Consider the following 16,221-nt stretch of genomic DNA (forward strand, 5'->3'; position numbering starts at 1 on the left):
TAGAATTTGACTCATATGCAGATTAAGAGATCCGCGCTGGTTGGTAAAAGTTCTTCAAATAAAGCAAGCGGAGCACACTTTGGCAAGTTGGCTTAGGATTACTTACCACAGCAGATGCGGCTTATGCGTTGGGCTTTGAGCATCCGCAATCTTTCAATAAATTATTCAAACAGAAAACCGGCATGTCACCCGCTGCTTTTCATAAGTTGCTGTATCCGAATTAGCAACTGGTCACTTACTAGATGGATGCTTCCTGCCAAGCTTCTTCATAGTTCCTTGGCGACCAGATACATGACGTCTGATTCCCCAATAATGTCCTTAGGGTTTTCCCTAAAATTTGTGAGATGGGAACTGTTGGATTTATGTTCACGGCTGATTCATCGTACTTTCGATAGATAGATATGAATTTATACTGTATATATACGCATGATACGAGTTCTCATTGCTGATGACCATAATGTCTTTGTTGAAGGCATAGAGTCGCTCATTTCAGGATCACTGGATATTGAAGTGACGGAGCGCTGCTACACGGTACAGTCAGTTATTGAGCGATTAAGCCAGACTACGATCGATGTCATTTTACTTGATATTTCGTTTCCCTGCATTGAAGACGGCCTTGGCCTTTGTGAGTATATAGTCCGTACGTACCCGGAAACGAAAGTGGTAGCACTGACGATGCACAACGATGCCAGTCTTATTAAGCGGGTCGTGAAAAAGGGGGCGAAAGGCTATTTGTTGAAGAATACTACGAAAACGGAGTTGCTTCAGGCCATCCAGGCGGTTCACCACGAGAAGCAATATTTTAATGAATCGATCACGCAAATTCTGCTGAACGATAATCCCAAGACCAGAAGGTCAACGGCCGGCATTGGCGCAAAACCACATCTCAGCCCTCGCGAATCGGAAGTGCTTACCCGCATTGCACAGGGATTAACAACACAGCAGATGGCCACTCAGTTATTTGTGAGCGCCAAAGCAATTGAATTTCACCGAAGCAGTCTATTGATGAAGTTCGGTGTTCCTAACACAGCCCTACTGATAAAGACGGCTATGGAAATGCAAATGATTGATTAGTTCTATTTGTCATTACAGGTAATGCTCATGAAATGCTTTTCTCTCCGGTCTGGTTGGCGGATCATTCTCCTCTTCTTGGTTATTTTGACCGGCGGGTTACAATCTGCGAAGGCGGTATCGGACACGACGTTTGTTGATAGCTTAAAGAAACAGATTAAACTGTTGGTTCAGGATAAGCATTATAGTCAGGCTGCAAAGGCTTATGATTCCCTGGGTAAACTATACCATCGGCAGTATGGATATAATAAGTATACGATGGACTCTTATTTCAGCAGCTTGAAATACTACAGCCTGATAGGCGACTCGCTGGGGTATTTTAATCAGTACCTGGTAATAGGAGATTACTACACCCAGGACTATTTTATGCATGCTTACGCCAAACAATATTTGAAAAAAGCCCAGCAATATTTCGAGCGAACCCATAACATGCCCAAAGTCATCGAATCTCGATTGGGTTTGGATAATATCGCTCAATATGTAGAACCTATGCCGCCCGGTTTGAAAACTCACTTGCGTGAAACCGAGCGGCTTAGCGTAAAGTACAAACAACCCTATTCTCAGGCGTATGCCCTTAGTCTGCTGGCCAATACGTACTCTCGGGACAAGCAGCCCGATTCTGCATACTATTTTGCCAGCCGAAGTCTGATCATATCAAATCGATTAAAAGTTAACTGGTTAATTGCCTTAAATCTCTTTTACCTGGGCCTGGTCGAGCAGTTCAGACATCATAGCCTGGCTGCTATTGAAGCCTACCAGAAGAGCTACAACCTATCGAAGGCGGAAAATAATCTGGGTATGATGCGGGAATTGTCGCGGCACACGGCAGATAGCTATTCCCGTATGGGCGACCATAAAAAAGCATACGATTGGTCATTAAGAACGCTCGATTTTACGGTCCAGTTTTACGCATCCGAACAAACAAAAAGTATTCGTTTGCAGGAACTAGATAGTCAGATCAAAACGCTGGCAGTTGAAAAACAACTGGTTGAAGAACAAAGTCGCAATCAGAACGTATTGAACTCTGCGCTATTCATTGGCCTGATAATCAGTATTATCGGCGTGTTTACATTGGTGTATCTAAGACGTCAGCAAAAACTGATTGATCATCAGCACACGGTCATCGCCCAGCAACAGATTCGACAATTGGAGCTTAAATCGCTACGTGCCATGATCGAAGGTCAAGAAGGCGAACGAAGTCGAATTGCGCGTGATCTACACGATGGTCTGGGCATTCAACTTTCCCGAATTAAACTATTTATTGAAGCGCATCAGGAAGAATTGCCTTTATCGGTCAAGGAACCCTTGAACCAATTCCTGGACGAAGCCTGCACCGAAACCCGGCTGATATCCAATGATCTGCGCCCGTATGCGCTATCAACATTTGGCCTCGTTCCAGCCTTGGAAGACCTGGTACAGAAACTGAATCTGGTTAATAAAACGAAGCTGATTTTAGACCATTACGGCGAGATGCCACCGTTGGGCGATGAAGCTGCCGTGATGATCTACCGGGTAGTGCAAGAGTTGCTCAATAACGCGCTAAAACACGCACACGCCAAGGTGGTGACGGTTCAGCTGATGGTCAATGAAGAAACAATCTTGATTAGTGTAGATGACGATGGCCTAGGGGCTGATTTCGATAATCTGCTATTAAAAGGAAGTGGTATCGCTAATATTAAGTCCCGTATTGCCTACCTCGGCGGGCATGTCATGTGGCAAGGCGAAGTCGGAAAAGGAACATCTGTGATGATTTCGTTGCCCATGCAAAAGTTACAAAAAACGGAAGCGCTTGTATGACAGAGGTTGCGCGCATTTAAACCTGCGTTAACATTGTCACTTCCGGAATCAACACTGAATCTTTCCCATAAAATCCGCCACTCGAAGCATCATTGCAAAAGTGCGAGGCGGCTCCCGTAAAAATCATCCTTTTCAAGACTCAAAGCAGGAATTGAATCGGCATCCTTATCTAGGGTTTTCCCTAAGTTTTAAAAAAGTAGGGTTTTCCTTAATCTATGTCCATGTCGATTCGTCCTATTTTTGCTGGATAAAATTCTATTTATCTAGGCCTTAACTTTTACCTCATACAGTATGCGAACACCTGTACAAATCCAATTTATGTCAGCAATTCGAAAGCTAACGGCAATTCACGCCTTCATTCTGACTGCTTTATTAAGCATTAGCACGTCGATATTCGGCGCAGATCCAATTAAACTGGAAGCCGAAGCCGCTCAGGGTGTGGCCCTTAATGGCGTACAGATTGTGCAGGATCAACCCGGATATTCCGGTACGGGCTACGCCTGGGGTTTTGATGACGACAGCAACGGGGGCGATAACATGGTTTTCACCTTTGCAGCTCCGGCAGGGAGTTATCAGCTCACCATTGCATATTACTCACCTTACGGCGATAAAAAGACCCGAGTGAGTGTCAACGGTGCCAGCAGCGAACATGATTTGAAATTAACCGGTACGGACTTTGGAGCTGCGGTAATCGGTTCGTTTCAACTGCTGGACGGGCAGAACACCATTACAATCAACAAGAATTGGGGCTATTACGGCATTGACTTCATTGTGCTGACACCCGCATCGGTCAAGCCGCCCACCGTTGTTCCGCTGGTCAATGGACGGGCAGAAGCCGAGGCTGGCGATCTGACGGGCGTAGATGTATCAAGCGCCAATACCGGATTTTCGGGAACGGGATATGTAACAGGCTTCGACAATGCGACAGATCAGGTGAGTATTACCATTAACGCCGCCGCGGGGCTATACGATTTGTCCATCGGCTATGCCTCACCCTATGGCGACAAAGGGGTTGACTTTCAGGTAAATGATGAAAAAGGAAGTAGTACACTAAAACAAACATTTGGAGGGTTTACCAGTTCCGGTGCGGGAAAATTTCTGTTGGCCAACGGATTAAATACTATCACCATATACAGGGGTTGGGGATACTTTGATATCGACTACATTCAGCTAACGCCAACCACGGCCTCCTTGCCAATCAAGCCTTCAAAAATGCTGGTCGATGCGCAGGCTACATTGTCAACCAAGGGATTGTTTTCGTATCTGGTCGATCAATATGGGAGTAAAGTACTTTCAGGACAACAGGATGATGTTGAATATGTTTTAGAGAAAACGGGCAAAGAGCCGGCTATTGGTTCGTTCGACCTGATGGACTACTCGCCCAGCCGCGTTCAGTTCGGCACGTCGCCCATGCGTAATAGCGAAGCTATTATCGACTGGGCGAAGAAAGGTGAAGGCCGCGGGATTATCAGTCTGATGTGGCACTGGAACGCGCCGACCGATCTGATCAATCAGGCACCCGATCAGCTTTGGTGGCGGGGATTTTATACCGAGGCTACGACCTTTGATCTGGCGGCCGCCCTCGCCGATAAAAACAGCACCCGTTACCAACTATTGCTCAGTGACATTGACGCCATTGCCTTGCAACTCAAAAAATTTCAGGCAGCTGACGTACCAGTTCTCTGGCGCCCGCTGCACGAAGCCCCCGGCGGCTGGTTCTGGTGGGGAGCAAAAGGGGCGGGTCCCTTCAAGGAACTCTGGCAATTGATGTACAATAGACTGACCAATTATCACCAGTTACATAACCTGATCTGGGTGTATACGGGTACAGACACGATCAACCCCGACTGGTACCCTGGCGATCAATATGTGGATGTTGTTGGCGAAGATATTTATGCAGACCCAACGGCCAATTTGAGTGGCAACTGGGCGAATGCGCAAGGTCAATTCAACGGCAAAAAACTGGTTGCACTAACCGAAACGGGCAATTTGCCAAACCCCGACAAAATTCGTGGATTTGCTACGTGGTGGTCGTGGTTTGCGGTTTGGACGGGAGCGGACTATATCAAAAAACAGCCGATTGATCAGTTGAAGGCTGTATATGCGGATAACGATGTGATCACGCGGGATGAGCTTCCAAACTGGCGGCCACCTGTTACGCTAAAAGTGCAATATCAGGATGCGGACAAAGGCAATGCCAACAATTCGGCGATCCGGCCAAATCTAATGCTTGTCAATGAAGGATCAACGCCGGTTCAATATAGTGAGCTTACGGTCCGGTATTGGTTTACGGCTGAAAATTACTCAGGTATCAATGCTTACATTGATTACGCCCAACTCGGCGGCAGTAAAATCAAAACTAAATACGTAGCCCTGCCCAATCCACGTAACGGCGCTACCGGGTATCTTGAGTACAGCTTTGATCCATCGGCGGGTAATCTGGCAGTTGGTAATTCAGGCGTAATCCAATCACGGTTTGTTAACAGCGATTACACGAACCTGAGCGAGCAAGACGACTATTCTTATCAGGCGGCAACGAATTTTACCCTCAACAACCACATCACATTGTACCGTACCGGCTCAGATGGTGTACCGCAATTGATCTGGGGTATTGAACCCGATGTGGCTCCCTCGGTCGTGAAACTGAAAGCATTAACCCAGAACCGGAACGGTGCAACGAATAGCAGCTCGATCAATACATTCATGAGCATTGTTAATGAGGGTAATGTGCCTATTTCTTTCGGTGATCTATCAGTTCGCTACTGGTTTACGGCCGAAGGAACGCAGAATCTGAATTTTTTCATGGATTACGCCAGGCTGGGGAACGCCAATGTGACGGGTCAGTTTGTGCGGAATTTCAACCGAAGCAAGAGCGATACCTATTTGCAGCTTAATGTGAAGCCAACAGTGGGGATGCTGTACCCTGCAAGCAATACCGGCAATATCCAGTATCGCATTGCCAAGGCCGACTGGTCTAAATTCAACGAGAGCAATGACTATTCATTCAAGCCAACGGCAGCAATGGATACAAATAGTTACGTCACAATCTATTATAAAGGTCAATTGGTATTCGGGACCGAGCCGGCCGTGCTTAATAACGCGCGTATGGCAGCTGAGCAAGAAGCGACTTCTTTACAGGTTTCAGTGCTTGGAAATCCGGTGGTTGGAGAAAATGTCCAGATAGAAATTCGTGGTGCCGAGGGCGCTGCGGTGTGGATATCGCTAACGTCAATAAATGGCGCGACTGTACTTGAAAAAAAGGTAGATAAGGCTGCTGGAATAGAGCGCCAGGTACTCCGTTTGGGCAAAAGCGCCGGCATCTATGTATTGCGTGTGAGTACGCAAAATGAGTCTTCAATCGTAAAAATCATCAAACCTTAATCAATAAATGCTAATTATAAATATGAAAGAAACTTTATTATTTGATAGAATCACCCAGTACAAAACGCTGACGTTACGTTCACTCCTACTGGTCGTGCTCAGTGTCTGTGCAGCCGTTGCCCAGGAGCGGCAGGTTACTGGTAAAATAACGGAGAGCCAGGGGGCTGGTGTTGTGCCAGGTACCAACATTACTGTTAAAGGCACCACTACGGGTACTACCTCAAATGCCGATGGTACGTATACGGTAACCGTTCGGGACAATACTTCAACGCTTGTATTCAGCAGCGTCGGCTATGTTAGTCAGGATATCGCGGTTGGTACGAAGTCAGTCATTGATGTGGATCTGGTCCCGGACACCAAGGCCCTGAATGAAGTTGTCGTGGTGGGTTATGGTACCCAGCAGCGGAAAGACATTACCGGGGCTATCAGTTCAGTAAGTGCGGCGCAGATAGAAAAAGTGCCTGTCACTACCCTGGATCAGGCACTTCAGGGCCGCTCGCCCGGGGTTCAGGTGACGAATAACGATGGCTCTCCTGGAGGCGGAGTTTCCGTTCAAATCCGCGGAACAGGTACTTTCGGCGACAACTCGCCCCTGTACGTGGTGGATGGTTACCCTATTTCTGGCGGTCTTAATACGTTGAATCCCAATGATATTGCGTCAATGGAAATTCTTAAAGATGCGTCGGCAACGGCCATTTATGGCAACCGGGCTTCGAACGGGGTCGTGATCGTGACGACCAAGCGTGGCAAACAGGGTGCATTGCAAGTTTCGTTTGATGCATATGGATCAGTGCAGGCGATTCCCGAATTATATAAAGTACTGAATGCGCAGGATTTCGCTTCGTTTGCCACGGAGATCGCTGACAAGGAATCCTATCCGGTTTTACCGGAATGGCGCAATCCATCGACACTAAGAAACATCGACTGGCAGAAGGAAGTGTACCAAACGGGATACCGCCAAAACTACAACCTGGCTTTGCGTGGTGGCAGTGACAAAGTGCAGACATCGCTTTCGCTGGGCTATTTTGATCAGAAGGGAACAGTTAAATTTTCGAATTTCAAGCGTTACAATGGTAGCCTGAACCTGGATTACACGCCCGCCAAATGGATCAAGGTTTCAACGAGCATGAAGTACACCCGCACGGGCGGTTTCGTTGGTTTTGGCTCCGGCCTGAATGGCGTTGGTAACCTGACCAAACTGGTACCAACCATGACGGGTAATCCGGTGACGGACCAGGTTAAAGATGCCAATGGGAACTACGGCTATTACACGAAAGGCGCAACTGCGGTTTCGGGAAGTACCAACGTTATTGCCGATCTGGAAACCACCGACCGCGACCAGGAATCCAATAACCTGCTGACCACTACGTATCTGGAAATTACGCCAGTTGAGGGTTTGCGTATAAAAACAAACTTTGGCTGGAATACCAGCGATGGATCAGGTTATTATTTCACGCCGACAAACAACCGGTTACTGACACCGCCACTGGCGTTTTATTCTCAGAATGCCAGCAATACGGCGGAGTGGTTGTGGGAAAATACAATCGCTTATACCAAAACATTTGGCATTCATTCTATTGACTTTGTGGGCGGGGTATCGGCCCAGGAAAATAAGTTTCGCCAGAGTGGCGCCAGTGGCTCCGGACTAATTAGCGACGAACTTCGCAATGTGGGGTCTATCCAGACAGTCACGCCGTATGGCAATCAGCAAACCTGGTCGCTCGCTTCGCAGTTTGGGCGTTTGACCTATAAGCTACTTGATCGCTACATCATCACGGGTACTGTACGCCGCGACGGCTCTTCACGTTTTGGTCCGGGTAACAAGTACGGCGTATTCCCGTCTGTGTCGGTTGCGTGGCGTCTGAAAGACGAACCTTTGCTGGCGTCGGTGAATGCGCTGAGTGACTTGAAGTTACGTGGTAGCTGGGGGAAAGCAGGCAACCAGAATATCGGACTGTTTCAGTACCAGGGTATTTATAGTTCAGGAAGCAGCCGGATCGATAACCGCGGTTATGTGTTTGGGCAAACAAAAACATATTACGACGGTCTTGTCCTGAGTGCGTTACCTAATCCGAATTTAACCTGGGAAAATCAAACGCAGTCGAACATTGGACTGGACGCATCTTTCCTGAGTGGCCGTATCAATTTCACGGCCGATTACTATGTGCGCTCATCGAGCGGTTTCCTGCTGAACGTGAACGTACCTAGCCAAACAGGTTTCAGTACAGCCACCCGGAACGTAGGTAGCATTCGTAATAGTGGTCTGGAATTGGGATTGGAATACCGCGAGTCGAGTAACGCTTTTAAATGGGGTGTCAGTGCAAACGTAACAACGGTTAGCAATAAGATTATCAGCTTTGCCGACGGACTGACCTCAGTAGGTAACTTCTCTGATCTTGGGTTTCCGAACTTTGGCGGCAACCTCTGGACCACGTTTACCCAATCGCAGGTAGGCGGTCAGGTAGGTGCCTTCTACGGCTTCAAATCAGCCGGGATCTTCCAGGCGCAGGATGAAATCAATGCATTGAATGCGGCCGCAGCTGCTAAAAATGGCACTGGTACGTTTTATCAGGCATCATCTACCGCACCTGGCGACCGCCAGTTCGTCGATACCAACGGGGATGATCGCATTACCGACGATGACCGGGTGATAATCGGCAGCCCGATACCGAAATTCTTTGGGGGTGTAAACTTCGATGGGTCTTACGGACAGTTCGATGTGTCGATGTTCTGGTATGCATCGGTCGGGAACGACATCCTGAATTATGCGAAAAGGAATCTGCAAAGTCTGGCTACCAACGGCGGCGTGGGCGTAGAGAACGTAAGTGAAGAATTTTATTTGAACCGCTGGACGGAAACCAATCCCTCAACGACCTACGCGCGTGCTGTGAGAGATGATAAAAGCGGTAACACGCGGGTGTCGGATGTATACGTAGAAGACGGTTCGTTCCTGCGGTTGCGCAACCTGCAAATCGGCTACACACTGCCAGCTGCCTTGGTACGCAAAATCACGTCCAGTCGGGTTCGGGTGTATGTGAGCGGGCAGAACCTGGTTACGTTCACCAAGTACACGGGCCTGGATCCTGAAATCGGGCAGGTGAGCGATCCGAACAATGGCAGCACGAGTGCGACTGTGAAAGGTGTTGATGTGGGCAATTACCCGACTTCACGCTTCTTTACACTAGGTCTGAATGTGCAGTTTTAATCCTTATCAAAATACATAAACTGACTATGAAATTATATAAAACAATAGGTCTGCTCGGTTTTCTGGCAGTGGTACTGTTGCCGATAAGCTGTAAGGAATCATTCCTGGAACAAAAAAATACACAGGGCATCACGGAAGACGCGCTGTTTAAAAAGCCCGAAGACGGCATTGCGCTCGTGACGGGTATTTATGACACATTCCATGATGTAGATTTTACGCTGAAAGCATTGTGGTACCAGGCCAACTTCCTTTCGCAGGATTTCAAAAACTATGGAGCCGATACATTCTTTGAAACCTATGAAGTGCCCACCGGTTTTGATGCGCTGAATATTTTCTGGTCGAGGGCGTATCAGGGCGTTGCGCGCGCCAACTCAGCGATTCCGATTATTGAGACTATGAAAACCAACAGGATCATTTCGGACACACTGGCGAATCGGTTAACGGGTGAGACGTTGTTTTTGAGGGGGGCTTTTTACTATTACCTGGCATCCAATTTCGGAGGTGTTCCACTGGAATTGCAAACCGTAACAGACGACGGCCGTCATCCCCGGAATACGCAGGATGAAGTCTTCACCGCTGTTGCCGCGGATATGAAAGCAGCTGCTGACCTATTGCCCTGGCAGCAGGATCTGACCGCTGCGGATATTGGCCGCGCTACCAAAGGAGCGGCCCTGGCTTACCTGGGTGATGCGCAGATGTGGTTGAAGCAATATGCTGAAGCTGCCGCTACCTATGAGCAAGTAACTGGCAAATATCAGTTGGAAGACAAGTTTATCAACATCCATGAGTTCAATAACCAAAACGGTAAAGAGTCCATTTTTGAGATTCAGTACATTGCCGGCAGCGATATGTCGTGGGGTCATGCGAACGACTCTCATTGGCTGGGAACCTTCGGAATGCCGGAAGAGGTCTCACAATTTGGATACTCATACGCAGATAAGAAGCTGTATGATTCGTTTGAAGCGGGAGATACCCGGAAATTTCCAACTGTTCTGGGCCCCGGCGATGTGCACCCCAGCCCGGCAATCAGGATTAGTGATTATCCTCTGGTGAAGCAAAACTATCCCGGGCTGAACACGTTGGGAACCCTAGCGAAACCCTGGAAAGGATCGGACGGATTGCGATCGGGATACTATGGCGTGAAAACTTGGCGTGATCCTAGTGCGACGGGAAATTCGGGTAACCCGGCATATATTTTCAGCGGTCAAAACCTGATTTTGATGCGCTACGGGCAGGTACTTTTGAGCAAAGCCGAAGCATTATACAAAAGTGGTAATGCTGCTGGTGCCTTGGCTGTCATTAACGGACAGATCCGCAAACGCGCCGGTCTTGGTGCAGCCACCGGCTCAGACGTAATGAAAATTTTGCTGGAAGAATACCGGCATGAGCTGGCAGGCGAATTCTCGCTCTGGTTCTTACTGCGCCGGTCGGGTGAGCAGGCCAACTACGTAAAAGAACGGTATGGTATTGCGGTGCCCCCCGGAAAAGACCTGATGCCGATCCCGCAGCGACAGATTGCGACCAATCAGGAACTGGTGCAAAACCCGGGATACTAACCCGGTGTTGAATTTACAGATTCATGAAATTTCACTACGTTCTTTATTTGGCTTTTGTGCTGGCATCCTGCAAAGACGATACATTATTCGAGGCCATTTCATCGTCAAAGTCGGGCATTGAATTCAATAATCTTATTGCTGAAAATGACTCGATCAACCCACTGGATATGGTCAATATTTATAACGGTGGGGGCGTGGGAATCGGGGATTTTAATAAAGATGGCTGGCCGGATATTTACTTCGTCGGCAACCGGGTTTCGAGTCGGTTATATCTGAATAATGGCGCGCAGGGAGCAACGTTTGAATTTACTGACGTGACCGAAAAGGCGGGGGTCGATGGCAAAGGGCGATGGGGGAGAGGGGTGGCCGTTGTGGATATCAACAACGACGGCTGGGATGATATTTATGTCTGTAACACCCTTTCGAAAGACTCGCTGGAGCTTCGTAACATACTGTATGTTAATCAAAAAGAAACAAACGACGGCGTGCCCATATTCAAGGAGCTGGCCGCTGAATATGGTTTAGATATCCACGTGCAATCAACGATGGCGAACTTCTTTGATTATGACAACGATGGCGACCTGGATATGTATCTCACGGTTAATGAAGCCTCCCCGGAACAGAATCCGAATCAGTTTGGATTGAGCCGTTTCGAAGGCCGACGGAGTATGGGACGTTTATTTCGTAACGATTGGAATGCCGGGCTTGAACATGCCCGGTATAGCGACGTATCGTCGCAGTCCGGCATCTCGCTGGATGGCTTCGGCCACACGGCCACGGTGGTTGATCTGAATCAGGATGGCTGGAAAGATATATCTGTTGCGAATGATTTTCTGTCGAGCAATATGCTTTACATCAACAACCAGAACGGCAGTTTTACCAACCGCTCCCGGGAGTATTTCAAACATACGTCGCTCAATGCGATGGGGCAGGATATTGGCGATATCAACAACGATGGACTGGCCGATTTAATGGAGCTGGACATGAATCCGGAAGATAATTACCGGAAGAAAATGATGATGATGGCCAACAATTACGCTAGTTATCTCAACTTTGATCTGTACGGTTATCAGTATCAGTACGTTCGGAATACGCTGCAACTCAATCAGGGGCCGCGCGTTGGGGCGAAGGATTCAATTGGTAGTCCGGCATTCAGTGAAATCAGCTTTATGAGCGGCGTAGCCCAAACAGATTGGAGCTGGACGCCCTTGCTGACTGATTTCAACAACGACGGTTTCCGGGATCTGATCGTCACCAATGGCTATCCGAAAGACGTTACAGACCATGATTTCATCGCTTACCGGGACCAGCCCAACGAAACGACCACAAAAGCGAATATTTTAGCCCAGATCCCGGTCGTCAAGATTCACAATTACGCCTATCAGAATACGGGTGATCTGACCTTCCGGGATGTTACCTCGGATTGGGGCTTTGATCAGCCGACATTTTCAAATGGCGCGGTTTACGCCGATCTTGATAACGACGGTGCATTGGATATCGTCATCAATAACATCAATGACAAAGCGCTGATCTACAAGAACAACGCCCGAGAACGGAATAAGGAAAACGCGCATTATTTGCAACTGACATTAATTGGTGATAGCCTGAACGTTGCTGGCCTGGGCACGTTTGTATCCATTCACTTCGCTGGCAACAAGCAGCAGGTTTATGAACATACACCCTATCGTGGCTACCTGTCTACCAACCAGTCGATCGCCCATTTCGGTTTGGGCAATGTTGTGAAGCTTGATTCTGTCGTGGTTAAATGGCCAAACGGGAAAAAGCAGGTTTTGCAAAATGTAAAAGCCGATCAGAGACTGACTGTATCCAGCAAAGATGCGTCCGCAAACTATGATTGGTCAGTGCCAAAACTGGCTGCTAATGCATTGTTCACCGATGTAACAAAAGAAATAGGATTAACCTACCGGCACAAGGAATTTGATTTCATCGACTTCAACATTCAAAAACTGCTGCCGCATAAATTGTCGGAATACAGTCCGGGTATGGCGGTGGGCGATGTGGATGGAAATGGTAGGGATGATCTGGTGATCGGTGGAAATGCGCACGATCCCGCCCAGCTTTTTTTACAGCAAAGAAATGGGAAATTTTCGCAGCGAAATGTTGTGTTAGAGCAAGCTGTTGAGGGAGATTACAAAGACGAAGGTATCCTGCTCTTTGATGCCAATGGCGATTTGGCGCTGGATCTGTACATCGCCCGGGGCGGCTACAAAAATGCACCCAACACGACGGGTTATCAGGACAAACTGTATATCAACGATGGAAAGGGGAATTTCACAGAAACCACGAATGCCTTACCGACTAATTTGACCAGCAAATTCTGTGTTCGCGCCGTCGATTTCAACCGGGACGGGAAATTGGATCTGTTTGTTTCGGGTCGGGTTGAACCCTGGCATTATCCCAAACCCGTGTCCAGCCTGATCCTTCGAAACGATAGCCAGGAGGGACATACCAAATTTACCGACGTTACCAAAGACGTAGCGCCCGGTCTGGCGAACATTGGCCTGGTCTGCGATGCCTTAGTCACAGACTTTGACAATGATACCTGGCCCGATTTGATTTTGACGGGCGAATGGATGCCCATTACATTTTTAAAGAATAACAATGGCCGATTTAATTCCATTACTGAAACAACCGGCGTTGGAGACAAACCGGGCTGGTGGAATAGTATCGTCGCAGGTGATTTCCGGCACACGGGGCGGATGGATTACATTGTGGGCAATACGGGACTGAACACCCTGTTCCAGGCTAGTGAGCAGTTTCCGGTGTACATCACAGCCAAAGATTTTGACAATAGCGGTAACTATTCGGCTATTCCGTCGCTCTTTTTACCAGATCAGAATGGGGAGCCGCGCGAGTTTCCCATGCACGGTCGGGAGGATCTGATTAAGCAAATGAACAGTGTCAAAAAGAAGTTTGGCAGTTTCAAATCTTTCGCCGGAGCCACGATGGAGGATCTGCTCTCTGCCGAGCAACGCAAAGACGCCATTCGCCTGAAAGCTACCATGCTGCAATCCTGTTTTTTGCGCAACGAAGGCAATGGGAAATTCACGCTGATCCCGCTTCCGAAACAGGCGCAAATATCCGTCCTGAACGGCATGGTCGTCGATGATTATGACGGAGATGGAAATCTGGACGTAGCCATAACGGGCAACGATTACGGCACCGACGTCTCGATAGGCCGGTATGATGCGCTGAATGGGTTGGTATTACTCGGTGACGGGAATGGCAATTTCAACCCGCAGTCGATTCTGCAAAGTGGTCTTTACATTCCGGGCAACGGAAAAGCATTGGTCAAATTACGAAGCAGCGATGGACGCTACATGATGATTGCCAGCCAGAACCGGGATGTATTAAAGGCATTTGAATTGAAACATAATGTTAAAAATATTCTCTTAAAACCCACGGATATCAGCGCCCGGGTGAAGTATAAAAATGGAAAAATGCTGAAACATGAATTTACCTATGGAGCCTCATTCCTGTCGCAATCCGGCCGTTTTCTCACGATTGATAAAGACGTAACTAATGTCGCAATCACAGACTTTAGAGGCCAGCAAAGGCAGGTGAAAGGCAATGAAGATTTGCACTAGTCTCAATGATGCCGGGCAGGCTTAGAAGACGCCATAACAACGGAGCAGCTTACTGATATGGTAGAGTATTTAAGCATTTTAAAGAAAATGTAACGCGACATCAAATATCGGGCTAATAAGATTTATAAAAACATATTAAGTAATGGAGATCAATCAAAACAGGCGTTCTATTATAAAACGATCGCGGCGGGAGCTGGCTTGCTAGGGCTGCCCATGACGATGACTGACGTTTGGGGCGCAACTCGGCAAGCATTTGGACCAGTTCTGAATGGGCAAATCAGGCATTCGGTATGCAGGTGGTGCTATGACAAAATTCTTTTCGAAACCTTCGCAGGGGAAGTGAAAAAGTTAGGGATCACCGCTATCGAGTTGTGTGGTCCGTCCGAGTGGCCTGTTTTGATGAAAATGGTCTTAACCTGTTTATTTCAAAGCCTGATATATATTTTAGTATACATTAATTCACATGAATAGAATAACAATCGTTTTTACAGCACTTTTCATTGCATCATTTTCCCTGTCTTGGGCTCAAAAGCTAATCGATCCAAAGGCTACACGGGAGACCGCTGCACTTTACAGGAATATGCACGAGCTAGCCAAAAAACATACACTTTTTGGACACCAGGATGCAACGGATTATGGACATGGCTGGCGTGACGAACCAGGCCGATCGGACGTGAAATCAGTCGTTGGCTCGCACCCGGCGGTAATTGGTGTGGACATTGCGCCATTGACTGGCAGGTCTGCCGAGTCCATAGAGAAAAGTCAGGAGCGTTTGAAAAAACTGGTTACTGATACCTATGCTCGTGGTGGAATTACCACCATCTCCTGGCATTTTTCTAATCCGGTTTCGGGCGGTGGTTTTTACTGGAAGGATTCGGTTTCGTTGCCAGCGGTTAAATACATTGTTCCGGGAGGAAAAAACCATCAGGATTACAAGCTCATTTTGCAGAGATTAGCGGGCTGGTTCAAAAGTCTAAAAGGAGCCAATGGAGGGCAGATCCCCCTTATTTTCAGGCCGTATCACGAGTTTGACGGGGACTGGTTCTGGTGGGGCAAATCACATTGCACGCCGGATGAATTCAAGTCATTGTGGCAATTTACTGCTGGTTATCTGAGGGATAGTCTGGATGTTCATAACCTGATTTACGCGTTTTCCCCGGATAACAAATTCAACAGCGTCGCAGAATTCACCGAGCGCTATCCGGGTAACGAATGGGTAGACCTCGTAGGAATGGATAATTACGGAGATATGGGCCGAGATGGCAAGTACAATTTGGAGCAGGCTATTAAAAAACTCAAAATCGTAAATGACTTTGCATTGGAAAACAAAAAGCTCGCCGCTTTTACCGAGACGGGTCTTGAATCCATCGTGAATCCGGTTTGGTATACGGATGTGCTACTTAAAGTACTCCAAAAGAACAAGTTGAATCTGGCTTACGTGCTCGTTTGGCGCAATGATACCAAAAGTCCCACCCATTATTACGCGCCGTTTCCCGGGCATCCGGCCGTACCGGATTTCAAAATGTTTTATGACCACGACTACACGATGTTTGAAGGCGATTTAAAGAATATATATAGCAGATAGGATTAATGTTTACACGCT

Annotated in this window: 7 protein-coding genes and 1 pseudogene; all 8 read left to right on the forward strand. The window is 47.8% G+C overall.

Annotated features, from left to right (window positions below; genetic code table 11):
- Positions 1–116: 116 nt before the first annotated feature.
- Positions 117–224, forward strand: a pseudogene (locus KOD92_RS26110) (AraC family transcriptional regulator); the annotation flags it as partial.
- A gap of 202 nt (positions 225–426) precedes the next feature.
- On the forward strand, positions 427–1,074 hold the full coding sequence (locus KOD92_RS26115; protein WP_215236558.1) for a response regulator transcription factor: 648 nt from the start codon (positions 427–429) through the stop codon (positions 1,072–1,074).
- Between the two features lie 27 nt (positions 1,075–1,101).
- Positions 1,102–2,868: a sensor histidine kinase gene (locus tag KOD92_RS26120; protein WP_229254885.1), complete on the forward strand. Its 1,767-nt coding sequence runs from the start codon at positions 1,102–1,104 to the stop codon at positions 2,866–2,868.
- A gap of 318 nt (positions 2,869–3,186) precedes the next feature.
- Positions 3,187–6,249 carry a glycosyl hydrolase gene (locus tag KOD92_RS26125; protein WP_215236559.1) on the forward strand — a complete coding sequence of 1,021 codons (3,063 nt, stop codon included), beginning with the start codon at positions 3,187–3,189 and terminating at the stop codon, positions 6,247–6,249.
- Between the two features lie 22 nt (positions 6,250–6,271).
- On the forward strand, positions 6,272–9,454 hold the full coding sequence (locus KOD92_RS26130) for a SusC/RagA family TonB-linked outer membrane protein (protein WP_215236560.1): 3,183 nt from the start codon (positions 6,272–6,274) through the stop codon (positions 9,452–9,454).
- Between the two features lie 26 nt (positions 9,455–9,480).
- The gene (locus KOD92_RS26135; RefSeq protein WP_215236561.1) at positions 9,481–11,010 is read left to right on the forward strand and encodes a RagB/SusD family nutrient uptake outer membrane protein; all 1,530 of its coding nucleotides are present in this window, start codon (positions 9,481–9,483) and stop codon (positions 11,008–11,010) included.
- 23 nt (positions 11,011–11,033) lie between these two features.
- Positions 11,034–14,618 carry a VCBS repeat-containing protein gene (locus KOD92_RS26140; protein WP_215236562.1) on the forward strand — a complete coding sequence of 1,195 codons (3,585 nt, stop codon included), beginning with the start codon at positions 11,034–11,036 and terminating at the stop codon, positions 14,616–14,618.
- A gap of 463 nt (positions 14,619–15,081) precedes the next feature.
- Positions 15,082–16,203 (forward strand): glycoside hydrolase family 26 protein, encoded by a 1,122-nt coding sequence (locus KOD92_RS26145; RefSeq protein ID WP_215236563.1) that lies wholly within the window; start codon positions 15,082–15,084, stop codon positions 16,201–16,203.
- The last annotated feature ends 18 nt before the right edge of the window (positions 16,204–16,221 follow it).

The organism is Dyadobacter linearis (assembly GCF_907165045.1).
GTDB classification, from domain to species: Bacteria; Bacteroidota; Bacteroidia; order Cytophagales; family Spirosomataceae; genus Dyadobacter; species Dyadobacter linearis.

What these genes read in the sequence shown, in the direction of transcription:
- KOD92_RS26140 (WP_215236562.1), top strand. Translation starts at nt 11,034, where the DNA reads ATGAAATTTCACTACGTTCTTTATTTGGCTTTTGTGCTGGCATCCTGC.
- KOD92_RS26145 (WP_215236563.1), top strand. Translation starts at nt 15,082, where the DNA reads ATGAATAGAATAACAATCGTTTTTACAGCACTTTTCATTGCATCATTT.
- KOD92_RS26120 (WP_229254885.1), top strand. Translation starts at nt 1,102, where the DNA reads ATGAAATGCTTTTCTCTCCGGTCTGGTTGGCGGATCATTCTCCTCTTC.
- KOD92_RS26115 (WP_215236558.1), top strand. Translation starts at nt 427, where the DNA reads ATGATACGAGTTCTCATTGCTGATGACCATAATGTCTTTGTTGAAGGC.
- KOD92_RS26135 (WP_215236561.1), top strand. Translation starts at nt 9,481, where the DNA reads ATGAAATTATATAAAACAATAGGTCTGCTCGGTTTTCTGGCAGTGGTA.
- KOD92_RS26130 (WP_215236560.1), top strand. Translation starts at nt 6,272, where the DNA reads ATGAAAGAAACTTTATTATTTGATAGAATCACCCAGTACAAAACGCTG.
- KOD92_RS26125 (WP_215236559.1), top strand. Translation starts at nt 3,187, where the DNA reads ATGTCAGCAATTCGAAAGCTAACGGCAATTCACGCCTTCATTCTGACT.